This is a genomic window from Chryseobacterium sp. HMWF035 (genome assembly GCF_003094695.1).
Lineage (GTDB): Bacteria > Bacteroidota > Bacteroidia > Flavobacteriales > Weeksellaceae > Chryseobacterium > Chryseobacterium gambrini.
This window is the reverse complement of sequence record NZ_QEHP01000123.1, coordinates 37,146-63,184: the sequence shown is the minus strand read 5'-3', so window position 1 is coordinate 63,184 and position 26,039 is coordinate 37,146. Positions and strand designations below refer to the sequence as shown.

21 protein-coding genes are annotated in these 26,039 nt (G+C 36.4%); 9 read left to right on the top strand and 12 right to left on the bottom strand.

Features of this window, described 5'->3' with window-relative positions:
- Positions 1-74 precede the first annotated feature (74 nt).
- The 3 genes from DD829_RS18650 to DD829_RS18640 all read right to left on the bottom strand — a co-directional run bounded on the left by DD829_RS18650 (position 75) and on the right by DD829_RS18640 (position 3,201).
- On the bottom strand, positions 75-980 hold the full coding sequence (locus DD829_RS18650) for an alpha-L-fucosidase (protein WP_228408243.1): 906 nt from the start codon (positions 978-980) through the stop codon (positions 75-77).
- A gap of 457 nt (positions 981-1,437) precedes the next feature.
- Complete coding sequence (gene rpe, locus DD829_RS18645; protein ID WP_108409662.1) at positions 1,438-2,088, bottom strand: ribulose-phosphate 3-epimerase; 651 nt, start codon at positions 2,086-2,088, stop codon at positions 1,438-1,440.
- A 39-nt stretch (positions 2,089-2,127) separates the two neighbouring features.
- Positions 2,128-3,201, bottom strand: a complete 1,074-nt coding sequence (locus DD829_RS18640; RefSeq protein ID WP_076390422.1) for a M42 family peptidase — start codon at positions 3,199-3,201, stop codon at positions 2,128-2,130.
- A gap of 51 nt (positions 3,202-3,252) precedes the next feature.
- On the opposite strand from DD829_RS18640, the gene DD829_RS18635 reads away from it, so the two are divergent.
- Entirely contained in the window at positions 3,253-3,957 is a 705-nt protein-coding gene (locus DD829_RS18635) for a DUF4294 domain-containing protein (RefSeq protein WP_108410237.1), read from the top strand.
- Positions 3,958-3,987: 30 nt separating this feature from the next.
- Here DD829_RS18635 and DD829_RS18630 read toward each other — a convergent pair whose 3' ends face one another.
- Both DD829_RS18630 and mnmD read right to left on the bottom strand, forming a co-directional pair.
- Entirely contained in the window at positions 3,988-4,404 is a 417-nt protein-coding gene (locus DD829_RS18630; protein ID WP_108410236.1) for an NUDIX domain-containing protein, read from the bottom strand.
- Positions 4,405-4,594: 190 nt separating this feature from the next.
- Positions 4,595-5,269, bottom strand: coding sequence for a tRNA (5-methylaminomethyl-2-thiouridine)(34)-methyltransferase MnmD (mnmD, locus tag DD829_RS18625; protein ID WP_116548033.1), 675 nt, complete (start codon positions 5,267-5,269; stop codon positions 4,595-4,597).
- An 84-nt stretch (positions 5,270-5,353) separates the two neighbouring features.
- Here mnmD and DD829_RS18620 point away from each other — a divergent pair, with 84 nt between their 5' ends.
- The 7 genes from DD829_RS18620 to DD829_RS18590 all read left to right on the top strand — a co-directional run bounded on the left by DD829_RS18620 (position 5,354) and on the right by DD829_RS18590 (position 15,941).
- A complete protein-coding gene (locus tag DD829_RS18620; protein ID WP_108408762.1) occupies positions 5,354-6,424 on the top strand; it encodes a branched-chain amino acid aminotransferase in 1,071 nt (356 codons plus the stop codon).
- 1,153 nt (positions 6,425-7,577) lie between these two features.
- Positions 7,578-8,087 (top strand): hypothetical protein, encoded by a 510-nt coding sequence (locus tag DD829_RS18615; RefSeq protein ID WP_108408761.1) that lies wholly within the window; start codon positions 7,578-7,580, stop codon positions 8,085-8,087.
- An 81-nt stretch (positions 8,088-8,168) separates the two neighbouring features.
- Positions 8,169-9,206 carry a peptidylprolyl isomerase gene (locus DD829_RS18610; protein ID WP_228408246.1) on the top strand — a complete coding sequence of 346 codons (1,038 nt, stop codon included), beginning with the start codon at positions 8,169-8,171 and terminating at the stop codon, positions 9,204-9,206.
- Between the two features lie 153 nt (positions 9,207-9,359).
- Entirely contained in the window at positions 9,360-9,935 is a 576-nt protein-coding gene (locus tag DD829_RS18605; protein ID WP_108408760.1) for a hypothetical protein, read from the top strand.
- Positions 9,936-10,049: 114 nt separating this feature from the next.
- The gene (locus tag DD829_RS18600) at positions 10,050-12,071 is read left to right on the top strand and encodes an ATP-dependent nuclease (protein ID WP_165814887.1); all 2,022 of its coding nucleotides are present in this window, start codon (positions 10,050-10,052) and stop codon (positions 12,069-12,071) included.
- Between the two features lie 66 nt (positions 12,072-12,137).
- Positions 12,138-13,301, top strand: a complete 1,164-nt coding sequence (locus tag DD829_RS18595) for an aspartyl protease family protein (protein WP_108410610.1) — start codon at positions 12,138-12,140, stop codon at positions 13,299-13,301.
- A 1,746-nt stretch (positions 13,302-15,047) separates the two neighbouring features.
- Positions 15,048-15,941, top strand: coding sequence for a hypothetical protein (locus DD829_RS18590; RefSeq protein WP_108410246.1), 894 nt, complete (start codon positions 15,048-15,050; stop codon positions 15,939-15,941).
- Positions 15,942-16,039: 98 nt separating this feature from the next.
- Here DD829_RS18590 and DD829_RS18585 read toward each other — a convergent pair whose 3' ends face one another.
- The 7 genes from DD829_RS18585 to DD829_RS18555 all read right to left on the bottom strand — a co-directional run bounded on the left by DD829_RS18585 (position 16,040) and on the right by DD829_RS18555 (position 24,919).
- The gene (locus DD829_RS18585; RefSeq protein WP_123906924.1) at positions 16,040-16,411 is read right to left on the bottom strand and encodes a hypothetical protein; all 372 of its coding nucleotides are present in this window, start codon (positions 16,409-16,411) and stop codon (positions 16,040-16,042) included.
- Between the two features lie 1,600 nt (positions 16,412-18,011).
- Positions 18,012-19,367 carry a M28 family peptidase gene (locus DD829_RS18580; protein ID WP_108410248.1) on the bottom strand — a complete coding sequence of 452 codons (1,356 nt, stop codon included), beginning with the start codon at positions 19,365-19,367 and terminating at the stop codon, positions 18,012-18,014.
- Complete coding sequence (locus tag DD829_RS18575) at positions 19,368-20,774, bottom strand: M20/M25/M40 family metallo-hydrolase (protein WP_108410249.1); 1,407 nt, start codon at positions 20,772-20,774, stop codon at positions 19,368-19,370.
- A gap of 280 nt (positions 20,775-21,054) precedes the next feature.
- Positions 21,055-22,299 carry a DUF1015 domain-containing protein gene (locus DD829_RS18570; protein ID WP_108410250.1) on the bottom strand — a complete coding sequence of 415 codons (1,245 nt, stop codon included), beginning with the start codon at positions 22,297-22,299 and terminating at the stop codon, positions 21,055-21,057.
- A gap of 3 nt (positions 22,300-22,302) precedes the next feature.
- On the bottom strand, positions 22,303-23,265 hold the full coding sequence (locus DD829_RS18565) for a D-2-hydroxyacid dehydrogenase (protein WP_108410251.1): 963 nt from the start codon (positions 23,263-23,265) through the stop codon (positions 22,303-22,305).
- Positions 23,266-23,379: 114 nt separating this feature from the next.
- Entirely contained in the window at positions 23,380-24,444 is a 1,065-nt protein-coding gene (gene serC / locus DD829_RS18560) for a 3-phosphoserine/phosphohydroxythreonine transaminase (RefSeq protein WP_108410775.1), read from the bottom strand.
- Positions 24,445-24,568: 124 nt separating this feature from the next.
- Positions 24,569-24,919, bottom strand: a complete 351-nt coding sequence (locus DD829_RS18555; protein ID WP_034682968.1) for a 4Fe-4S binding protein — start codon at positions 24,917-24,919, stop codon at positions 24,569-24,571.
- Positions 24,920-24,978: 59 nt separating this feature from the next.
- On the opposite strand from DD829_RS18555, the gene DD829_RS18550 reads away from it, so the two are divergent.
- Complete coding sequence (locus tag DD829_RS18550; RefSeq protein WP_108410776.1) at positions 24,979-26,013, top strand: acyl-CoA reductase; 1,035 nt, start codon at positions 24,979-24,981, stop codon at positions 26,011-26,013.
- The last annotated feature ends 26 nt before the right edge of the window (positions 26,014-26,039 follow it).

Below are 26,039 nucleotides of genomic sequence, written 5' to 3'. Positions count from 1 at the left end.
GGCACAGGCTAAAAGCATGAGAAGAAAGGTAAGGTGTGATCCGTATGAACTTTTTCAAAAATTTATCACTTGACTTAATATATTGAGTTAGCTATATTAATTACATCCGCCAAAGTTCTTACGATCATATTCGAAGTTTTGTAGTGGTTATCGAAGGGCTGAAATCCCCATGAATCATTCATGGTGTAGCAAAGTTCCCAGTAATTGCTTTGAGGTTTTACCACAGGAATTCCCTGTTCCGGAGTTTCGTAGTCTCCATGATTTTTCAATCTTGAATTAACGATAATGTCCGGATTGAATTTTTTCAGATTTTCCAGAGTTTTCGGAGCGCGCCATTCTTCTGATGAGTGCTCCCAATCTCCGTCGAACCACAGAAGATCAGGTTTAAACAGTGAAGAAAGTTCATTTAATTGATTCTGATAATAGGTAACAAAATTTTCCCAGCGTTTCGGATCATTTTTAATTTCGTAACGTTTTTTTGTCCGGGTATTGATGTCGTAATAAGGATGGCTCCAGTCGGGAAGGGAATAGTAAAGTCCGGTTTTCAGTCCGGAATTTTTTAATGCAGAGATAAACGGAGAAAGTACGTCTTTTTGGGCTAAGGAATGTTTAGGAATGGTGGTCGATTTTTCAGCTTTTGAATCCCAAAGCGCAACACCATCATGATGTTTTGTGGTAATCACGACGTATTTTGCGCCGGAATTTTTAATCAGTTTTACCCATTCATCAGGTTTATATTTTGCAGCCGAAAAACCATTGAGCTGTTTCATGTAATTTTCATGGCTGATGTAATTATTGAAAAAAGCCCATGATTCCGGAATTCCGTTTACAGAATAAATTCCCCAATGAATAAAAATTCCGAGTTTGGCATCCTGAAACCATTCCATTTTTTGATTTTCCTGTGACTGATTCTGCGCAGGATATTTTCCTGAAGATAAAACCAGACCTAAAGACAATATGCCGATTAATTTCCCTTTCACGTTTTTTCTTTTTATGATCTAAAAATACTTAAAAAGAACTTCATAGAGCTCCTGTATTTATTATTAAACTTATGATAACTCATTTTAAATTTAACTGCAAAAGGCACAAAAGACAATGTTAAAGCGAATTTCAATAATAATCAAAGCGCTCAAAGAATAAATATCAAAGATTTTTAAAAACTATTGTGAACTTTTGCAGTTAAATAAAAAGTTTAAACAGACTCATTGAATGATTTAAACCTTCCTGTTCTTCGGGGTTAAGTAAAAATACCGAGATTAAAATTCCGTGTTTTTACGGATGTTTTAGTCCTCATTTATTGCCATCTTTACATCAGCATTAGAGAAGGAAAATTTAAGCATTAAACTCTTCAAAACTAATAACCATTAAAGGCTCAGATTTTCATTAAGAAGAAAGGCAACTCAACGGAGTTGCCTTTTTGTTTGTATTTAAATGAAATTAAATTTTCAGTAATTCGATCGTTCTTTCCGGATTTTCTGCTGAGAAAACTGCATTTCCTGCAACCAGAACATCGGCTCCTGCTTCGAAAAGCTTAGAGGCGTTGTCGATATTTACACCACCGTCAATTTCAATTAATGCTGTCGAATTGTTGCTTAAGATCAGGTCTTTTGTTTCAGCAATCTTCTTGTAAGTATTTTCGATGAACTTCTGTCCTCCGAATCCCGGATTTACACTCATCAGCAAAACAAGATCTACGTCTGCAATAATATCTTCCAGCATCAGAACCGGAGTGGAAGGATTTAGCACAACACCGGCTTTTGCACCCAGACTCTGAATATGATGAATCGTTCTGTGAAGGTGAGTACACGCTTCGTAATGTACCGATACAAGATCTGCTCCGTGATTGATGAATTCTTCTACATATTTTTCAGGTTCTACGATCATCAGATGCACATCTACAAATTTTTTAGCGTGCTGCTGAACGGATTTCATTACCGGAAATCCGAACGAAATATTCGGAACAAATCTTCCGTCCATTACGTCTACGTGAAACCAGTCTGCCTGAGAATTGTTCAGCATTTCGATGTCTCTTTGCAGATTCCCGAAGTCTGCGGATAAAAGGGATGGAGCAATAAGCTTCGTTTTCATTTTTACTTTTTACTTTTAACTTGTCTCTTTTTACTTCTGTTAATGATACTTCAGTTTCATTTCCGGCTGAATTCTCAGAAGTGTTTCGTAGATCAGTTGGATCACATTTCCTACGTCTTCTTTGGAAACCATTTCCACTGTGGTATGCATATAACGCAAAGGTAAAGAAATTAATGCACTCGGAACGCCGCCGTTAGAATGCGCGAAAGCGTCGGTGTCTGTTCCCGTAGCGCGGCTTGCTGCTGCTCTCTGGAAAGGAATTTTCTTCGTTTTTGCGGTGTCGATAATTAATTCTCTGATGGTGTGATGAATGCTTGGCGCGAAGAAAACCACCGGTCCGTCTCCGCATTTCTGGTCGCCTTCTTTTTTCTTTTCGATCATCGGAGTGGTGGTATCGTGCGTAACGTCTGTCACGATGGCAATGTTGGGTTTAATGGTATCTGCAATCATATCTGCTCCATACAAACCTACTTCTTCCTGTACGGAATTGGTAATATACAATCCGAACGGAATTGTTTTTTTATTTTCCTTTAAAAGTCTTGCCACTTCAGCAATCATAAAACCTCCGATTCTGTTGTCTAACGCCCTGCAAACGAAATAGCGGTCATTCATTTCGAAGAATTCATCGGGGTAGGTAATCATGCAGCCTACATAAATTCCCATTTCTTCCACTTCTTTTTTGGAAGTTGCACCGCAATCGATGAAGATATTTTCAATTTTTGGAGTCGGTTCGTTCTGGTTGGCTCTTGTGTGGATTGCAGGCCATCCGAAAACGCCTTTTACAATTCCGTTTTCACCGTGGATATGAACCACTTTGGACGGAGCAATCGTCTGATCAGAACCTCCGTTTCGGATCACGTAGATCAATCCGTCGTCTGTAATATAATTTACATACCATGAAATTTCATCTGCATGCGCTTCAATCACTACTTTAAATTCCGCCTCAGGATTAATGATTCCGTAGCAGGTTCCGTAATGATCCACTTCAATTTTGTCTACATAAGGTTTAATGTAGTCCATCCAGATCTTCTGTCCTTCGTGTTCGTAACCTGTCGGAGATGAAGTGTTTAAATATTTTTCTAAAAATTTTAAAGATTTCTTTTCAAATTTCATAAAAAGGAATGATTTTTGCGTTTAATTTTTGTTCTAATACGCGTAAAAATAATGAATTTTAGTAAGATTATTTGTCTTTTTCTCTTCTTTTTTGGAATCAGTATTTCGGCTCAGAGGGATTCCGTCATTGCGAAACCTTTAAGTCAGTACCCTGCAGAACTTTTGAAAACAGACGAATTCGGCAATAAATATTTCTATGATGAAAGGCAGAAAGCAAGGATCTATGAAATCAACGGGGAAACCGTCGTGGTAATGGATGAGCTGGTTTTGCTGAATAAACCGAAATTCAATAATCAGCTGGATCGGAACTATTATTATTTCTTAAATAAAAAGCTTTACAGAGTATATCCGTTGTTTTTAACCGCTTTACAGCAATACAGAGATATTCAGGGGGAAATGACGAATATGGACAGTAAGGCAAAACGAAAATACATCAGAGACCGACAGAACATTCTTGCCGATCAGTACGAAAAACAGCTCAGAGATCTTACGACAACAGAAGGACAGGTTTTTGCCAAACTGATGAACAGAGCAACCGGAAAAAATGTCTATGAAATCATTAAAGAATTAAGAGGAGGATGGAGCGCATTCTGGTGGAATGTAAAAGGAAAAATGGCAGATATTGATCTTAAAGATCCTTACGATCCGCACAAAAACAGAACCGACGAATATCTGGAATCCCTGCTTCAATCTAATTGGAATTCAGGTTATCTTCAGCCTTATTCCGGAGCAAGCAGCTTTAAAGTCTACAAATAATATCAATCATAAAAAATTCCTGTAACGATCTTACAGGAATTTTTCTTTTAATTTATCAAAAACAATTTTGTCGATGGGTAATGGAAACGGATTGTCCGGTCTGTCGATCTCGATCCATTCTGTTTTTTCAATGCAGGGATCAAGAATCAGGAAATCGCCTTCGTCAATAATGTTTACAATATAATATATGGTAAGAAGCTGTTCATTTTCTCTGAAACGCGAAACCAGAAAATCTTCCTGCGTATAAAAATGTTCAACAACTTCTATTTTCACATTTAGCTCTTCATCGAATTCTCGATGCAGACAATCTATTAATCCTTCTCCAAATTCCAGTCCGCCACCCGGAAATTTCATTAAAGGTTCACCTGCGTATTCTTCAAATAAAGTAAGAACTTTTTTATCCTTTACTGCACAGGCGTAAACTCTAATGTTGATCTTATTTATCATATATAATAATTTGTATAGCTAATTTAAGGAAATTTGTCGGATACCGGAAGACAGGAGCTTGAAGTTTACGACTGATTTTAATTTTTTTAAAGCTATTTCCAGCTTAATAAGGTATAAACTCAAAACTTTGCAGACTATAAAACATCAAGTAGTAAAACCTCCATCTTCCAGCCTCAAGCTTCCATCTTCTTTATAGCTTCACCGCATTAATCATCTCTCTTTTTCCCGGAGGTCCCTGTTTTTTCTCAACGTTAAAATTCAGTTCCTGAAGAATTCTTCTTACGCTTCCTTTCGAAGAGTAGGTTGTTAATAATCCGTTAACAGCCATTTTATCAGCAACCATTTCAAAAAGAGGCTTTTCCCAAAGATCGGGCTGTACTCTTGCACCGAAACAATCGAAATATACCAGATTTATTGCTGGTAAATCGATGTTTTTCAGATCAAAAAAATCACATTCTATCTTTTTTAAGTTGAAACCACTAATGATTTCTTCTGATTTTTCCCATTCTGCCAGATGAATTTTTTGATAAATATTTCTGAATTCGGAGTTATCGAAGAGCTCAAAATAGGCTAAATCGTTAATTTCCGATTCATTTATGGGGTATTTTTCAAGGGTAAAATAGTTGATGATATGATTTTTGTCAGTTTTTAAATATTCATTAATTGTTACCAAAACATTCAAACCTGTTCCAAAACCGAGTTCTAAAATATTAATTTCGTAATCATTTATCAGATTTAATCCATTTTTGATAAACACGTGTTCGGCTTCCTGTAATGCACCATGGTGTGAATGATAGTTTTCATTTAAATAATTGATAAACAAAGTTTTACTTCCGTCGTTTGTGGTCTTAATTTCTCTTTTCAAGCTATTTTTTTACAAATTTACTCTAAAATTTTTATATTTAGAAAATTATGTTAAATTTGTAGAACCTCATAAAAAATTTTAGAAATGATAATTCAAAAAACTGAAAACTCAAGAATTTCTACATTCGACCCAAACAATTTTTCATTCGGAAATACTTTTATCGATCATATGATCATCTGTGAGTACGAAAACGGAAAATGGGGTGATGTAAAATTGGTTCCTTATGGTCCTTTGGCATTTACACCGGCAATGATGGGTGTAAATTACGGACAGGCTTGTTTTGAAGGCATGAAAGCCTATAAAGACAAAGACGGACAGGTTTTCCTTTTCAGGCCCGAAAAGAATTTTGAACGTATCAATAAGTCGGCAAAACGTCTTGCCATGCCGGAAATAACGGAAGAAATGTTTTTGGACGGACTGAAAGCATTGGTGGATATCGACAGAGAATGGATTCCTTCCGGAGAAGGTATGTCTTTGTACATCAGACCATTGATTTTCGCTACAGAAGAAGCATTAAAGGCGAGAGTTGCCAATAAATATATGTTCGCGATCGTTGCAACTCCTGCAAAGATGTATTATACAGAACCGGTTTCTGTAAAAATTTCAGACCACTATTCAAGAGCGGCAAGCGGTGGAGTAGGTTCTGCGAAAGCTGCCGGAAACTATGCGGCTTCTTTCTACCCGACTCAGTTGGCAATTGAAGAAGGCTATGAGCAGATTATCTGGACGGATGATGCTACTCACGAATATTTCGAAGAAAGTGGTACGATGAACGTTTTCGTAAGAATCAACGATACCATTTATACACCTCCGACTTCCGAAAAAATCCTTGACGGAGTTACCAGAGACAGCTTTATTCAGTTGGCGAAGAAAAGAGGAATTGAAGTAAAAATAGAACCTATTAAAGTTCTGGACGTTGTAGAAGCTCAGAAAAACGGAACTTTGAAAGAAGTTTGGGGAGTGGGAACAGCAGTGGTTACTACCGTTTTCCAGGCTTTAGGCTATAAAGGAGAAAAGCTTGAATTGCCAAGATTATCAGACGAAGAAAGTTTCGCCGTTACTTTGAAAAACGACCTTGTTAATCTTCAGACTAACCTTTCAGACGATCCTTTCGGATGGAGAGTTTTAGTAGACCACGTATTGGAAACAGTTTAATTTTTTAAATGTTAGATATTGAAAAGCCGGAAATTTTTTCCGGCTTTTTGTTTTAAATTTTAACGTTAAGATAGATTTCAGATTTTAAAAGTTTTAATATCATTTTTATAACTTTAAATAAAGCGTTTAAAATTAAAATCAATTTGATTTTTCTTAATGAAGCTTAATTTCTTAAATCTAAATCTTAATGGTTTATTTTTTACACAAAGATTACATTTGGAAATATAATAAGTAAAAGTATTACAGTTAGTATTCGCGGTGTCACTCTGAGCCTGTCGAAGAGTCTCTTATTGCAAATGTTTTATTCATGGCTGTTTTTAAAATTCATTTATATACTTTGCTTAGATCCTTTCAGGATGACAAAAATGCAGTTAAAACATTTAAAAAAGGATAAACAATTTTACATTGAAAAAACAATCTGCGTAATCCGCACAATCTGCGGGAGATAATTCAAAAGATTCTTCATTCCATAATGCTTCGCAAAATTTCAATCAGAATGACATGGGATTGTTAAAGATTTTGGGAGATAAAAAGAATCGTTAACAATTATTCATTGTTTTGTCTTTCGTTTAGTATTCGCGGTGTCACTCTGAGCCTGTCGAAGAGCGCGTTTCTGAATGTTTTATTTATTGATCTCTGTTCTTTTAAGTCATTGTTTAGATCCTTACAGGATGACAAGCTGCATGATTATTATCTCTCGCAGATTTTGCAAATTTAGCAGATGATTAAGTAGAAAAAATCTGCACAATCTGCGGGAGATAATTCAAAAGATTCTTCATTCCATAATGCTTCGCAAAATTTCAATCAGAATGACATGACTCGTTAAAGATTTTAATAAAATAACAAGCTGTACTTGTTTAGGGTGTTGTAAGGAACGTCTGCAATCCTAGCCGGGATTGGAGCAATTGTCTGAGCTCATTTTTTTTGTTTACGGCGCGGCGAAGCCGCGCCGTAAACAAAAAAAATAGCGAGTGCGGAAAGCGCGATAAAGCTCCAAAAAAATAAAAATCCTTTTAAAAGCAATGGAAATTTACATAATAATCCTTCGACGGTTTTACACTCAGGAAGACCGTAAAATTGTGATAATTTTTAATTCAATAAGTTCCTGAAGTTTTGTAATTGATTCCCGAAATGTGTATTTTCGCAAAAGTTTATGAAAAAAATACTCTTCATATCGATACTGGGTTTACTGAGCTGCAGCAAAAATGCGCAGACTCATCCTCCCGTTGGCGGTGTTCTCAGCAAGAACGATCTGGATGTTTCCAAAAACAGGATGAAAAACCTGAATGCGCAGGAAAGATACCATATTCAGGAATGGATCGGCAATCAGCCGGTAAAGTTTTATCCTACGCAGCTTAATTACTGGACGGATACGGAAGGTTTTGACCAAAGGCAGAGAAGACAGGACAATACGCTGATTTCTTATTCTTACGACCTGTACGACTTCGATCAGACGAAAATCTACGATCAGCCGATCGCAAGAAGAGATGCCAAATTCGGTCATTTTGATGAACTGAAAGCGGTAGAAGATGCTTTGCGTTTTATACACGACGGTGAGGAAGTTACGCTTCTGGTTCCGTCTGCACTGGCGTATGGAACGTACGGAGATGAGAAGAAAATAGATAACGACATCCCATTAATCATAAAATTAAAAGCATTATAATCCATGAAATTGTTTAACAAGAATATAATTCTGGCGGCGGCAAGTGTTTCGCTGATGAGTTGTACACCAATTTATAAAAAAATGAACGTAGACAAAGAAACTTACGAAGGTCTTAATGACGGACTTTATGCGAATCTTCAGACGACAAAAGGTAATTTGATCGTAAAATTCGAGGATAAAAAAGCACCGGTAACTGTGGCTAATTTTATTGGTCTTGCAGAAGGAAAAATCGATAACAAAGCGAAGGCAAAAGGCGTTCCTTATTATGACGGAACGATTTTCCACAGAGTGATTAAAGATTTCATGATTCAGGGGGGAGATCCTCAGGGAACAGGAATGGGAGATCCGGGATATAAATTCGAGGACGAAAGAAACGATCTTAAGCATACCGGAAAAGGAGTGCTTTCTATGGCGAATTCTGGACCGAATACGAATGGTTCCCAGTTCTTCATCACAGAAGTTGCTACGCCTTGGTTAGACGGAAAACATACGATCTTCGGGAAAGTGGTAAAAGGAGAAGATGTTATCGATGCGATTGCAAATGTAGAAAAAGGAGCGCAGGATAAGCCTAAAACTGACATCGTTTTGGAAAAAGTTTCCGTTTTCAGCAAAGGAGACGAGTACAAAAACTACGATGCGGCAAAAACCTTTACAGAAGGAAAAGCTAAAATTGCAGAAAACAACAAAGCGTTTTTAGCAAAAGAAGAGGCTGAAAAAGCTAAAAAAGAAGCTGAATTCAAAGCCAATCAGGAGAAAATGGTTGAAGATCTGAAAGCAGGAATGCAGAAAACAGAATCGGGTCTATACTATAAAATCACGAAAACAACAGAAGGAAAAGCTCCGAAAGCGGGTGATAACGTTTCTGTACACTATGCAGGAAAACTGGTGGACGGATCGGAATTCGATTCTTCTTTCAAAAGAAATGAGCCGATTGAAATTCCTATCGGGATGGGAAGAGTAATTAAAGGTTGGGACGAAGGAATCCTTTTGTTAAAAGAAGGTGAAACCGCTACTTTACTGATTCCGCCGGCAATGGGCTACGGAGAAAGAGGAGCAGGAGGAGTAATTCCGCCAAACGCATGGTTGATCTTCGATGTTGAGCTTGTAAAAGTAAAATAATCTGAATCTTACAATATTCTGAAAGCCGTCCGAAAGGATGGCTTTTTTCGTTACCGTTTGTTTGTAACGATTCATCAGACTTTTGCGACAGATTTAAGGAAAGAAGAAGCAATCGTCTTCTTTGAAAATCGTAACAACTGTCTATTTAAAATTATGAAAACCAAATCATTCGTGTTTCTGTTCATGTTCCTGTCGTTGATGTCTTTTGCTCAGACGAAGGCAAATCCGGAAGATGCAGCCATTAAACAATCGTTGTCGTATTTTGTGAATACGATTAAAACAAAGAAAATCGATCAGTCGGTGAACTGTATCTATCCGAAATTTTTCACGGTGATTCCAAAAGATCAGATGACGCAGATTCTGAACATTACCTACAACAATCCGTTTATGAAGATTGAAGTTCAGGATTTTAAGTTTGGGAATATTGCAAAGCCGGAACAGATTGATAAAGAATATTTCTCCATCGTCAATTATTTACTCAAGCTGAAATGCAATGTCGGTTCCCTGAATGAAGACATGAAGAAGAAAATCCAAGCGATGCTGATTCAGAAATACGGCAAAAACAATGTACGGTATGCTGCGAAGGAAAATTCTTACCTCATCAACGCCAATATGAAAGCCTGTGCCATTTCCAAAGACAAAAAATACTGGAAGTTTGTGATCCTCGAAAATGAATACAAACCTCAGTTGGTAAAAGTGCTGCCGAAGAAGATTTTAGATAAAATTTAAATTTTTTGATTTTACTTATTGAAAACCATCCTTTCGGATGGTTTTTTTGTTGAAAATTCAGGGAAAATACGGTTTTCCGTAAGGTTTAATATGTGTAATTTTATAACTTTAAGAATGAAAATAATTTTAAAAGAAAAATATAAATCTTTACAGCCATTTGAAAGTGATGAATTAAATTCATTTACTGTGATAATAGGTAAAAATGGTAGCGGAAAATCACAGTTATTAAATTTATTTAATCCCGCAATTCAGGATAAAAATAAATTATCCGAAATCATTGTCATTTCACCAAATTTACAAACAATTCAATTTGAAGGAATATTAAAAGTTAATTTGAATAGTTTTTCACCGGAACAGCTAAGAACAATAGTAGATATTCGTTATCAGTCTTACTTGAGTTATATTAATAGTAATGATTCAAAATTGATAGGATTTATTATTAAAAATAACTTACAAGACAAGGCTAAAGCAGTTACAAAAGAATTAATAGAAAGTACTCAAGAAAATACAGAGTTGCTAAGCGATTCTGAAGAATATCACTCATTAATAAAAGAATTTTACTCAAAGATAGAAGTCGTCGGATATACTGCAATGTATAGAAGTGGAATTATAACTAAAAATATTGAGAAACATGTTTTGAGTAGAATTGATTTTAACAAACGGACAGAAAAAAATGTAAGCTCAATAATAACTTTAGCAGAAAAATTAGGAAAGGATATATATAAATTGAAAAGAGAAGATTTTTTCAATGCATTATTAGATGATAGCTTTATTGATGACAATGATCTATTTAATTCTAAAATTGAAAGTATATTTTACAATTATGCAAGAAGAAGACAAACTAATAGATTAAATTGGTTTTTTAAAAAAGAAGAGGGAGTTGTAAATGATTCTATTTCTGATTTGGATTTTATGAAAAAATTTATTCCACCTTGGAAAATCATTAATGAAATATTAGAAAAACATAATCTGGATTTCTGTTTTGAAGGGATTGAAAAAGAGGATTTTAGAGAAGATATAACGATTAATTTTAGACTTCTTAAAAAGTCATCAAATGAACCTATTCCTTTTACAGATTTATCATCTGGCGAAAAAATAATCTTAGGATTAATTCTAAAACTTTTTACTACAGAATATTATGGACAAAATTTATCATTTACTGATTTAATTTTATTGGATGAACCCGATGCACATCTTCATCCAGAAATGTCTAATTTATTGATTAATATATTGAAAAATGTTTTTGTTAATAAACTAGGTATTAAAGTGATAATGACAACACATAGTCCGTCTACTATTGCGCTTGTTGAAGAAGATGATATATTTCAAATATCAAATTTCAACAATACATTTTTAAAAAAAATAGCAAAGGATGATGCTTTAAAACTATTAACTAGCTTTATTCCTACATTAAGTATTGATTATAAAAATCATAAGCAAGTATTTGTTGAAAGCCCTACAGATCAGTATTATTACCAAACAATTTTCAATATATTATTTCAACAGGCTAATTATCCTTTTAGATTATATTTTATTTCTAATGATTATGGAAAAGGTAGTAGTTCACAGGTTATTAAAGCTGTTAATGCAATCAGAAGTTCAGAAAATCATTCATTTTATGGAATAATCGATTGGGATAAAACTAATACTGATTCTGATTTTATCAAAGTACATGGAGAAGGTAGTCGTTATAGCCTAGAGAATTATGTTTATGATCCGATCTACATTGTGATCTTACTAATGACGATGGAAGCGCATAATATACATCGTGAACTTGGAATAGAAAATACTTACAATCAATATAATTTAGGATCTGACAAAGACTTATGTGAAAAAGCTATTCAATGGTTTTTTGAAAAATATTTAAATAAATATTCTTTGTCAAAAGAGTCTATGAATGAAACTAGAGCAGTTAAATATTATAATGGTTTTGAGTTTGAATTACCAATCTGGTATTTAGAATTTCAAGGACATGATCTCGAAATAAGATTAAAAGGAGTTTTTACTGCTTTGGGCAACTCTAAAAATGAGGGGTATTTACAAAAAGAACTTACAAAAATTATTGCAAGATGTTTTCCTTTTATTCATATGGATTCAGTTGATGTAATTAATAAAATTATAAGTCCTTACCTATAAACCGTCCCCAAAAGACGGTTTTTTTATTTCCCCAAAAAAAACCTTATTTTCGTGTAAAATAAGTCCATGAAAAAACTCCTGTACACGCTCTTTCTGTTTTTGGCAATTACTATTTTCGGTCAGCCTAAAAAGTTTTTTGAAAAAGGAGAAGTACAGCTTCAGCGTCCTGTGGAGAAAATCAACCTGAGATTCGACAACAATATGCCGTTTGTAAAGGTGAGTATCAATGGAAAAACCTATAATTTTCTGTTCGATTCCGGTGCGCCGACCGTGATTTCACACGCGATCTACAACGAACTGAACCTTACCAAAAAATATAAAAAATCCGTAAAAGATTCCAACCAAAATACGCAGGAACAGATCTTTACCGTACTTCCTGAAATGACGGTCGATCAGGTTGTTTTTAAAAACATCGGAGCCATCGTTATCGATCTTACTCCTGCGGAACTCGGCTGTCTGAAAGCAGACGGAATCATCGGAGCCAATCAGATGGCAAAACTTTTCTGGAGAATCAATTACACCGAAAATCTTTTGGAAGCCACCGAAGATCTTTCCCTTTTCAACATACAGGATTATCCTACGGTGATCCCTTTTCATCCCAAGCCACAGAAAACCCCGATCATAAGCACTGCTATTTACAATAAAGACATCGATTTTACTTTTGATACGGGATTTTCGGGCAGATTTGAAATCGCCGAAAAGAGTTTCGATTCCACCCGCACAAAACGAAGGATCGAAACATTCGGAACACGCGCAACGGGCGCTTTCGGAGCCGCAAAACCCACTGCGGGAACCATCTTCCGTGCAGATCTTTTCACACTGGGAAATGGCGTTTTCCGGGATGAGCTTATTGCAACCGGCGCTTCCGACTTTTTGGGAAATGAATTTCTGAAAGATTTCTCCTTTATTTTAGACTGGAAAAACAATACCATCTACCTCAAACGCATCAGCAAAGAAACGCCCAAACTCGAATCTTTCGGGTTTACCTACCGTTTTACAGACCGCAAACCTTTGGTTTCCTTTGTGCTGAAACAGGACAATTTTCCCCTGAAAATCGGGGATACCATTATCAGCATCAATGATGTGTTGCTGGATCATCTCGATCAGGAACAGGCTTGTTATTACTTTATCAACCGCATTGAAAAAGATCAGAAAACCATTACCGTAAAAGTGAAAAGAGAAGATCAGATTCTGGATTTCACTTTGCAGAAGAAAGAATTTCTGAGGTAAAAAATAAATCTTCATCACGTCAGAAAGAAATCAGCTTGAACCTTGCGGAAGCAGCTTTAGCCATAGTAATCAGAGTGACACCGCAAATACTTGCCGCAATACTTCAACAATGAAGGATTTTTTTTTAGTAAAGCCTCTAACGCTACATTGTCATTCTGAAACAGCCTGAAGGGATGCGAACTGAGTTCAAAGAATCTTTTTTTTAATTAATCTCCCGCAGATTAAGCAGATTGTGTGGATTTTTTCTACTTAATGATCTGCTAAATTTGCAAAATCTGTGGGAGATAATAATCATGCAGCTTGTCATCCTGAAAGGCTTTCAACGATACATTAAAAACTTTGTTCAGATGCTTTCAGCATGACAAACTGTAAATAAATCACGCTCCAATTGTTCTGAAAGTTATTTTATTTTTTGGTTGCTCGCAGATTTAGCAGATTGTGCGGATTTTTTCGACTTAATGATCTGCTAAATTTGCAAAATCTGCGAGAGATAACAATCATGCAGCTTGTCATCCTGAAAGGATCTAAACAATGACTTAAAAGAACAGAGATCAATAAATAAAACATTCAGAAACGAGCTCTTCGGCAGGCTCAGAATGACACCGCGAATACTAACTGTACTATTTAAACAATGAAAGATTGTTTTAGTGAAACCTTTAACGCTACATTGTCATCCTGAAAGGCTTTCAACGATACATTGAAAACTTTGTTCAGATGCTTTCAGCATGACATAGTGTAAATAAATCACCCTCCAATTGTTCTGAAAGTTATTTTATTTTTTGGTTTCTCGCAGATTGAGCAGATTATGCAGATTTTTTTAACTTAATCATCTGCTAAATTTGCAAAATCTGCGAGAGATAATAATCATACAGCTTGTCATCCTGAAAGGATCTAAATAATGACTTAAAAGAACAGAGATCAATAAATAAAACATTCAGAAACGCGCTCTTCGACAGGCTTAGAGTGACACCGCGAATACTAACTGTACTATTTAAACAATGAAAGATTGTTTTAGTGAAACCTTTAACGCTACATTGTCATCCTGAAAGGCTTTCAACGATACATTGAAAACTTTGTTCAGATGCTTTCAGCATGACATACTGTAAATAAATCACCCTCCAATTGTTCTGAAAGTTATTTTATTGTTTGGTTTCTAGCAGATTGAGCAGACTGTGCGGATTTTTTCTACTTAATCATCTGCTAAATTTGCAAAATCTGCGGGAGATAACAATCATGCAGCTTGTCATCCTGAAAGGATCTAAACAATGACTTAAAAGAACAGAGATCAATAAATAAAACATTCAGAAACGAGCTCTTCGACAGGCTCAGAGTGACACCGCGAATACTAACTGTGCTATTTAAACAATGAATGATTGTTTTTAGTAAAGCCTTTAACGCTACATTGTCATTCTGACACAGCCTGAAGGGATGCGAACTGAGTTCAAAGAATCTTTTTTTTAATTAATCTCCCGCAGATTAAGCAGATTGCGCAGATTTTTTTCAATTTAAAATTGTTTATACGTTCTCAAATGTATTAACAGCAGTTTAACGTTACCTTGTCATTCTGACGAAGGAAGAATCTCAAAAATACTAAATGATGATAGAGACTCTTCGGCAGGTTCAGAGTGATACCGCGAACTGCAATATTTCTGAATTTTGCGAAACATTAAACTACCCGAAATAAGTATTCCGTAAATAAAAGGGAAGTCTTACCTTAGCAGTACACTAAATTTAAAACTTATAACGATGGCTTACGATTTTAAAATCCGCTCAGCAGTTACTTCCACAGGAAAAACCGCATATTATGCAAAGCTGACCGGTCTTACAGAACCGGAGTTTTTTGTAGCATACAAAACGAAGTATGAAGAAAGATTCGGACTTTACAATGTTTCGGTTTCTAATAATCTGGTGTACAATGCCGCCGATTATGTGACGGAATTCGGTTTTTGGGCATATTTTATCGAGGCTACCGCGAAAGTGGAAAGTCAGGGTTCTTTTCTCTGCCTGAATACGTATGACAGAGCCTACTTTACGTTCGGTTTTATGCAGTTTGCAGCGCACGTTCCGAACGGAGATTTTGTAAGGTTCTTAAGAAAGCTGCTTACTTTACCGAATGCTTTGGAATACTTCCCGAGACTTCGCCTGATCGATGACAGAATCTATTATAAAAACGATACAGGAGCGACCTCACAGCTTGAGAACGACAGCAGTTCCCAAAAGCTGATGGAATATCTGAATCCTACCACCAACGAAGTGGAACAGCAGGAACTCATCTGCTCGGCAAGATTTATCCATTGGGCATCCAACGACCCGAAACACAGAAGGGTACAGGTAGAACATTCCATCAGTCTGTACAAAGAAAACATGAAAAAATACAGCAAAAGGCTTAATCTGAATGGTTATCCTGCAAAAGTATGCTTTATGATCTGCGATATTCTTCATCAGGGAAGAGGAACGTATGACAGGATCAGTTATGCGCTGGACACCGACAGTCACGAAAAAGCATTCCAGAATCTGTGTACGATAGGAAATACGCATTATCCGACAAGAATCAACGGTCTGAAAGCACATCTGAAAAAGCTGGAACAGGCAGGATTGTTCAACAAAAAGTATAAAGCTGACACGAATGAGTTTGTGTAGAAATGAGCTTAGTGAAATATAAAAAACAGACGGTACAAATGAATGTACCGTCTGTTTTTTTAGTGAATAAGAATTTTACAGATTGTTGGGAATTGTCACTATTTCAGGATTGATCCACAGTTAACACCCACGGTTTCCATTTTCTTTCTGATCCCCATTTTTTCTGCTTTTTTCGCAAGTTCTTCCTTTTCTTTTTTGTCTTTCATCGCATTCAGCTTGTCCAGCATTTTAAGCTCGTCAGTGGTTAATTTTGCTCCAAGATCTTTGGTAAGACAGTCTGCAAATTTTTCAGCCTTTTCTTTAGGAGTTCCTTCTTTTACCATGCTTTCAGAAATGTCTTTATACATTGCTTTTAAAATGGATTCTTTGGAATTCGTTGTCTGTACTTTTGTTTTAGTTTTAGACTGTGCCATTACTGTTTGGCTGCTGCATAAAAGGATCATGCAGAATGCAAAAATGAGTTTCTTCATGTTTATTATTTTAAAGGCTAAAAGTAGGGTAATTTTTTGAGAGTTGAGATACGGAATAAAATTTATTTTTAAAGTGTTTCAATGGATGAAAAAGGATTAACAATTATTCATTGTTTTAAAATCTTGCATTTAGTATTCGCGGTGTCACTCTGAGCCTGTCGAAGAGTCTCTTTTTCTGAAGGTTTTGTTCATCGCTAAACTGTTCTTTAAATCAATCGTTATAATTTGGTTAGATCCTTTCAGGATGACAAGCTGTATGAATGATTATTATCTCCCGCAGATTGTGCAAATTTAGCAGATGATTAAGTTAAAAAAATCTGCATAATCTGCTCAATCAGCGAGAAAAAAATAAGTATAAACTGCTCAAACATAACACGATTGTGTTAATGATTTTACCAAAGAAAATAACAAAGCAATTTTTTATTGTTTTTAAATATTGCATATAGTATTTGCGCTGTCACTATGAGCCTGTCGAAGAGTCTCTTTTTGTAGAATTTGTTCATCGTTGAGGTGTTCTTTAAATCAATCGTTATAATTTGATTAGATCCTTCAGGATGATAAGCTGTATGAATGATTATTATCTCTCGCAGATTGTGCAAATTTAGCAGATGATTAAGTAGAAAAAATCCGCACAATCTGCTCAATCAGCGAGAAACAAATAAATATAAAACTGCTCAAACAGGACTTTCAAAACAATGGAATGATGATTTATTTACACTGTGCTTGTCATGTTGAGAGCATTTAAACAAAATTTTCAATAGATCGTTGAGATCCTTTCAGGATGACAAAATGATGGGAATACATTTGAGAAAGCACAAACAATTTTAAATTGAAAAAAATCTGCGCAATCTGTAATCTGTGGTAGATCATTTCAAAAAGATTCTTCTTTCCAACATGCTTCGCAAAATTTCAATCAGAATGACACGATTGTGTTAATGATTTTACCAAAGAAAATAACGAAACAATTTTTCATTGTTTAAATATCGTAATAAGTATTCGCGGTGTCACTCTGAGCCTGCCGAAGAGTCTCTTTTTTCTAGGTTTTGTTCATCGCTAAACAATCGTTATAATTTGGTCAGATCCTTTCAGGATGACAAGCTGTATGAATGATCATTATCTCTCGCAGATTTTGCAAATTTAGCAGATGATTAAGTAAAAAAAATCTGCTCAATCTGCTCAATCAGCGAGAAACAAATAAATATAAAACTACTCAAACATGACGTTCAGAACAATTGAATGATGTTGAGAGCATTTAAACAAAATTTTCAATAGATCGTTGAGATCCTTTCAGGATGACAAAATGATGGGAATAAATTTTAGAAAGTACAAACAATTTTAAATTGAAAAAAATCTGCGCAATCTGCACAATCCGCGGGAGATCATTCAAAAAGATTCTTCTTTCCATCATGCTTCGCAAAATTTCAATCAGAATGACACGATTTGTGTTAATGATTTTACCAAAGAAAATAACGAAACAATTTTTCATTGTTTAAATATCGTAATAAGTATTCACGGTGTCACTCTGAGCCTGTCGAAGAGTCTCTTCATCAGAATTTTAAACAAAAAAACCGCCCTTAAAAGAGCGGTTGTGTATGATATTTTACCAGTTCTTATCAATCATATAAATAATCTGCGTCAGAGTACTCGCACCGAGCAGAAGTTCCCTTCGGTTTACTTTTTCAAAAGTATCTTCCTCAGTGTGATGAATGTCGAAATACCGCTGAGAATCGGGAACCAGTTCCGCTGTCGGAATTCCCAGATCATGAAGCGGATAAAGATCTGTCCCGGAATAGGTATTTTTAAAATCATAAACTCCGTAAGGTAAAAACAGGTCTGCCCAACTCTGGATCTGCTTTCTTTTTTCGTTATCTATTTCAAGGGAAATTCCTCTCGGGGTAAATCCTCCGGCATCTGTTTCTATGGCAAAAAGATGCTTTTCGTTGTTTTCTTTCACGGTTTTACCGTACATAACGCCGCCTTTTACGCCGTTTTCTTCATTGGCAAAACAAACGACACGGATGGTGTGATTATTCTGGATGCCTAAATTTTTAAAAGTCCTCAGAACTTCAATACTCTGCACGATTCCGGAACCGTCGTCATGTGCGCCTTCACCCACGTCCCACGAATCCAGATGTCCGCCGACAACGATTACGCTTTTATCTTTATTTCCGGTAATTTCTCCGATCACGGAGTGGGAGAGTTTTTCGCCCTTCATTCCACAGTTGGAGTTTAGTTTAGCGGTAATTTTCTGTGATTTTAAAAGTTCTGCCAGTTCGTCCGCCGTCGTGCTTCCGACCGCAACGGCAGGAATTTTTTTATCATCCTGATAACGCATGGAGCCTGTATGCGGAACATCATCAAAGGCAGAGGAAAGAGAACGGATAATCGCAAATTTCCCACCTTTTTTAGCCGTTAATGAAGCAGCGGTAGATCTGTATTTTGCAGCATCACCATATCCTCTGAACGTTTCTATATACGTCTGGCTGAAAGGATAATTGAAGAACACAATCTTATCTTTTACCTGTTCCGGCGAAAGTTTATCGTATTCTTCCATGGATCTCACCATGATAATTTCTCCTGAAACATCTTTTCCTCCTGTTCCTTCAGAATTTCCCAGAGAAAGCATTTTTAAGCTTTTCCATTTTCCGTTGGAGGTTTTGATGTGTAAAGATTCTTTTCCGCGAACCCACACCGGAACCGTTACTTCCTGTAGCCAGACTTTATCGGCTCCTGCATCACGAAGCTTCTGTTCTGCCCATATTACGGCTTTTTCGTAGGATGCTGAACCGCTGAGACGATGACCGATATTTTTGGTTAATTCTCTCAGCTCGATGTATGCTTTTCCTTTATTTAGTATTTCCGTAGAAATTTTTGCAAATTGTATGGAGTCTTCTTTTGCCTGACCAAAAACCGCCAAGCCCAGAAGTGTTAAAGTTGTTCCTAATATCTTTTTCATTTACCAGTTTTTATCAATCATAAAAATCATTTGCGTCATCGCTACCGCACCGAGAAGAAGCTCTCTTTTGTTCACTTTATCAAAGGTATCCTGTTCGGAATGATGATAATCGAAATATCTTTGCGTATCTACCACAAGCTCAGCCAAAGGAATATCCATTTTCTTTAAAGGAGAAATATCCTGAATGGCTTCTGTCTGGTCAAAATCGTAAACGCCGTAAGGAAGGAAATAGTTTTTCCATTCGAAGATCTGTTTTCTTCTCTGCGGAGACATGTCTAAAGAAAATCCTCTCGGAGAATAGCCTCCTGCATCGGTTCCCAGTGCAAAAATGTGCTTTTCATCTTTCTTCTTCACGTACGCTGCATACATTTCTCGTCCCTGTCCGCCATTTTCGCTGTTCGCGTAGAAAACAACGCGTATCGTATGGTTATTTTCAAGACCTAAAGCTTTGAATGTTCTTAAAACTTCAATACACTGTGCGACTCCGGTTCCGTCATCAATTGCTCCTTCTCCGAAATCCCAGGAATCGAGCTGCGCTCCCAGAACGATTACCTTAGAATCTTTTTTACCCTGAATTTCAGCAATGATATTCGGATTGGTGGTATCGCCTTTGGATTGGGCGGTCATATTCAGTTTAGCGGTAACTTTCTGGCTTTTTAACAGTTTTTCCAGTTCATCAGCCGATTTTACTCCAATGGATAAAGCGGGAATTCTTATTTTATCATCTGGTTCGTAATACACCATTTTTGCGTGTGGCGTATCGTCTGAAGCCGTGGTTAATGATCTTATAATTAATGCTTTCGCTCCGGTTTTAGCAATGACAGAAGCCGAAATAAGTTTGGATTTTGCAGTGATTAAATAAGAATCGCTGGTATTGATGATCTTAGGATCCATCGGAAGATTCACAAAAACGATTTTATCTTTGAGCTGTCCGACAGACATGGCATTAAGGTCTGAAGCGGAATTGATTAAGACAATTTCTCCTGTAAGATCTTTTCCGCCCGTTCCTTCAGAATTTCCGAAAGAAAGCATTCTGATGTTTTTCCAGTCTCCGTTAGCGGTTTTTATCTGTAAAGATTCTTTTCCTCTGATCCAGACCGGAGCTTTGGCTTCCATTTTCCAGATCATATCGATGCCTATTTCTTTAAGCTTTTTTTCTGCCCAGTCTACCGCTCTCATGTAACCCGGCGTTGCGCTGAAACGCGGCCCAATGCCTTTGGTAAGCTGTCCCAGATTTTCGTACGCCGTTCCGTTGGTCATGATCTCGTCGGAAATCTTTTTAAATTCATCGTGGTAATTGAATTTTTCGCCGACAGCAGTTTTCTTAACCGGCTTTTTAAGAGGTTTTTTTTGAGAAAATAAAAATCCACCCAAAAAGAGTGGAATGATAATGAATATTTTTTTCATTTTTTATTTACCTTTTCTTTTCCGCAGATAAAAGTAGGGAAAAAATAGTAATATAATCTAAATTCGGATTAAGAAACCGGCAGTTAATTGTTTTTAACGCAATGAACGCGAGGATTTTTTATGTAAAACTTTAATTGTCCGTTCGCAAGGGCGTGTAACTCAGCAAAGGTGTCATTTGCTGAACGAATTGTCTTTGCGAACGGAATATATTTCAAAATTTTAATTACCTCTTTGCCATCTTAGCGTTCATCGAAAGAATTATATTGAATAGAGGTAAAGATTAAGGTTTCATATCGTACATTAATAGTGCGGTAACCAATTTAGGTTCAATAAATGTACATTTCGGAGGCATGCTCAGTTTCAGGTCTGAAATTTTAATCATATCATTAAAACTTACAGGGTAGATCCCGAATCCTGCTTTTCCTTCTCCGTTGTCTACTTTTTCTTTAAGCTGGTTGATTCCTTCAATGCTTGATGTTCCTTTTACGTAAGAAATTTTCTCCGAGCTGTCCGGATCTTCAATTTTTAAAATATCTTTAAAAATGTATTTGTCTAAAAGATGATGATCCAGATTATCCAGAGACATTTCCTGAGAACGAAGGTCGTGCTTTACGTGAAGCGAATAAAATTTACCGTCCATATACATCGAAATGTGGAATTTTTGCGAAGGGAAATATGCCGTTTCTCCTTTTTCGTGGATCAGGAAATATTTTTCCAGTTCCTTTAAAAATTCTTCGTTCGAAAGACCGTTAAGATCGGTTAAGATTCTGTTGTAATCGTGGATTTTTATCGACTGGTTGGAAACGATAAAGCTGTACACGAAATTGTAATGTTCCGTTCCGTTATGTCTTTTGTTTTTTTCTTTCTGATGTTTGGCGTTCAGCGCAGTAGAACCGATTCTGTGGTGTCCGTCTGCAATGTAAAAAGAATCGATTTGATCGATCACTTCCTTAAACTGCTGCAGTTTTAAACGGTTATCGATTCTCCAGATTTTATGACGGATTCCTTTGGTATCGACATGATTAAAGATCGGAACGTTTTTCTCTTCATGATTCATCAGCAATTCGATTTTCGAATTTGCAGGATAGGTAAGAAGTACAGGTTCTGCCTGAAGATTCACTTTTTCAAGATAATGAGCCAGTTTTTCTTTTTTCTGGGGAATGGTACTTTCGTGTCTCTTGATTTTTCCGTTCCAGAAATCTTCGATGCTCGCCAAACCGAGAAGCCCTCTGAAAACCTGTTTGTTGGGATAAATCTGTTCATAAAGATAGTAGGCAGAATTGTCCTGAACGAGTTTTTTCTCTTCCATCAATTCTTCAAAAGTCGACCGGATCTTCCTTAAATTCCTGTCGATATCTTTGGATTTACTTACAACATAAGGCTTTATCATGTTAATGTAAGTGTCTTCCACCTGAGCTTTTTCCGCGATCTCTTCCTGCGTAAAATTGTCCAGAGGATGAGTAGGGAAGGTGCTCTCATAGTCTTTATGAGGTCTTATTCCACGAAAAGGTTTAAAAATTGGCATATTTTAGTTTATAGTTTCTTTAATCTTAATAATCTGTTCTGCAAGCTCAAGTCCGATTTTTTCCTGTGCATCCACGGTATTTCCGCCTACGTGCGGAGAAAGGGAAAGCGAAGGATTCATCAGCAGAAGCACTTCCGGAGTGGGTTCCTTTTCAAAAACATCCAGTGCGGCTCCGGCAACTTTTCCGGATTCGATGAAGTCTATCAGGGAAACTTCATTCATTACACCTCCTCTTGCAGTATTTACAATGTAGACTCCGTCTTTCATTTTTTCAAATTGTGGCGTGTCTATGATATATTCGTTTGTTTTCGGCGTATTGAGACTGATGAAGTCTGTATCTTTTAAGAATTCATCCATATCATTGGTGGAAGTAATTTCGAAATTAACAGACTGTCCGTCGAAAAATTCCAGTGAAAGGAATTTGGTTTTAGGCTTTCTGGTAAGAACTTTCACTTTCATACCCAGAGAGATTCCCATTTTTACAACTTCCTGCCCGATACTTCCAAAGCCGATAACACCCAATGTTTTTCCTGAAAGTTCGTATGCTTTCGAGAAGGATTTTTTCATGGCGTTGAAGTGGGTTTCTCCCTCCAAAGGCATTAACCTGTTGGATTCATGGAGAAATCTTGCTAAAGAAAAGAAATGTGCAAACACCAATTCTGCAACCGATTTTGAGGATGCAGTCGGCGTATTGATGATGTAGATTCCTTTATCAATAGCGTATTCAACGTCGATATTATCCATCCCGATTCCGCCTCTTCCGATAATTTTAAGACTAGGACAGGCATCAATGAGATCCTGTCTTACTTTGGTAGCGCTTCTTACCAAAAGAACATCCACGTTATTTTCGTTGATGAAATTAATGACGTGATCCTGTGCAACTCTGTTGTCCAGAACTTCAATTCCGGCATCTTTAAGTGCCTGTTCTCCTGCTTTCGAAATTCCGTCGTTGGCTAAAACTTTCATGGTTTTATTTTGACTTAAATATTTAATGGTTCAAAATTTAAACAGTCTCGCAAATTAAGAAAATTTAAAATAACATTAAATATTTGTTAAGTGTTTGAAATTTAATAATTTATACTATTTTATGGATTTCATAACATCTACTAAAACCTGTACGCTTTCAATCGGTAAAGCATTGTACAAACTTGCTCTGTAGCCTCCCAGACTTCTGTGTCCGTTCAGTCCGCTGATTCCCGCAGCTTTCCATGCCGCATCAAATTCTTCTTTTTTGCTTTCGTCTGTAATTTTGAAAGATACATTCATTAAAGAACGGTCTTCTTTTACGCAGAATGTTTCAAATAAAGGATTGCTGTCGATCTCATCGTATAACAGTTTTGCTTTTGCTTCGTTTCTGGCTTCCGCAGCGGCAATTCCACCATTGTTTTCCAGATGCTGTAACGTTAATAGAGAAGCGTAAACTGGGAAAACCGGCGGTGTGTTGTACATGGATTCTTTAGAAATATGCTGAGCATAATCCAGAATAGAGAACATATTTTCTCTTCCTGTTTTTCCTAAAATTTCTTTTTTAATTACCACCAAAGTTACTCCTGCAGGTCCCATATTTTTCTGAGCTCCGGCATAGATTAAATCGAATTTTGAAAAATCTAATTGTCTTGAGAAAATATCTGAACTCATGTCGCAAACCATTAAAGTATCTACTTCAGGGAAAGATTTCATCTGAGTTCCGTAGATGGTGTTATTGGAAGTGCAGTGGAAATAATCATATTCTGAACCTACGGTGTAATCTTTTGGAATGAAAGAATAATTTTCTTCTTTTGAAGAACCTACAACGTCTACGGTTCCTACTTTTTTAGCTTCTTTAATAGCTCCTGCAGCCCACGTTCCGGTATCCAGATAAGCTGCTTTTCCGCCTACTTTCATAAGGTTGTAAGGAACCATGGCAAACTGCAGACTTGCACCGCCTCCTAAATATAAAACTTCGTAATCCTCTCCTAAATTCATCAGTCTTTTTACGATAGCGCGTGCTTCATCCATTACCGCTACGAAATCTTTGCTTCTGTGCGAAATTTCAAGCAGGGAAAGTCCGATTCCGTTGAAATCTAAAACCGCCTGTGCCGATTTTTCGAAAACTTCCTGTGGTAAAATACATGGTCCTGCGCTAAAGTTGTGCTTTTTGCTCATATTATTATTTTTTGGGATTTCCTGTAAAAATTTCTTCTTACAGCTTCATTTATAGTTTCTTATTGAATTGTTCTGAGTTTTTGTATATAAAAAACCGCCTCATGATTGATGAGACGGCAGTTTTTTATTCTCCGTGTAAGAATGCTTTTTTATTAAGCAGTGCTTCTTCAGATTCTACATGATCTTCATCCGGAACACAGCAGTCTACCGGACAAACGGCTGCACACTGTGGCTCTTCGTGGAATCCTTTACATTCCGTACATTTATCTGTTACAATGAAATAAACATCATCACTTACAGGTTCCTGCGGCGCATCTGCATCCACTGTAAGACCTGATGGTAATGTTACGGTACCTTTTAGTTCTGTACCTTCTGAAGCTTTCCAGTCTACTGCTCCTTCATAAATTGCATTGTTTGGACATTCCGGTTCACAGGCTCCGCAGTTAATGCATTCATCAGTTATTTTAATAGCCATCGCTAATTTTTTTTAAATTTGCACAAAATTACAAAATATTCCCCAATTTTAAAGCAATTATGAATACCGAAAATCAAGTTTTAGGACTTACAAGACTAAGCCAATATATAAAAGACTTTTTAAACAAAAATCAGGAGGATTATAATGATAACGATTCTGACTTTGAATTGTTGTTAAAACGATCTGAAATTGAAAATCCGTGGTTTACCATTGAAAACCAGAAGTTTGCTTTGAAACAGTGGACGGATCTTCTGACGGAAGAAAATATTGCCGACTGGCTGAAAGAATATCAGATTTCAAAAACTACGAAAAGAGTAGGGCTTATTCTTGCAGGAAATATTCCTTTGGTGGGTTTTCACGATGTAATTTCTGTGGTGCTGAGCAATCATATTCCGGTGATCAAACTTTCTTCAAAAGACAAATACATGATTCCGTTTTTATTAAAAAAGTGGAATGAATTTTCGGAAGGAAATGTATCGTTTGAATTTGTAGAAAGACTGGAGAATTTTGATGCGGTAATTGCAACAGGAAGCAACAATACGGCAAGATATCTTGAGTATTACTTTAAGAACCACCTGAATATCATCAGAAAAAACAGGACTTCCATTGCTGTTTTAAAAGGGGATGAAACGGAAGAGGAGCTTAAACTTCTGGCGGAAGATATTTTCCGTTATTTCGGTTTGGGATGCAGAAATGTAACCCGGCTTTTTATTCCTCAGGATTTTGTTATCGACAGATTATTTGAAAGTTTTCTGGATTTTCAGGAGATCATCAATCATAACAAATATGCCAATAATTATGATTACAACAGGGCGGTTTATCTTTTAAATCAGGATAAATTCTGGGATAATAATTTTGTGATGCTGAAGGAGGATGAGAAATTATTCAGTCCGCTTTCTGTCATCAATTTCAGCAGATATTCTTCTCTGGATGAAGTGAAAAGTTTTATTTCGGAAAACGAAGAAAATATTCAGTGTGTGGTGGCGAAAGATGAGCTTGGTTTGGATTCCATTAAATTAGGAGAAGCCCAAAATCCGGGGTTGAATACGTATGCGGATAATGTAGATACGATGAAATTTTTATCCGTAATATAATTCTTTGTATCTTGCTGTCAGCAAAT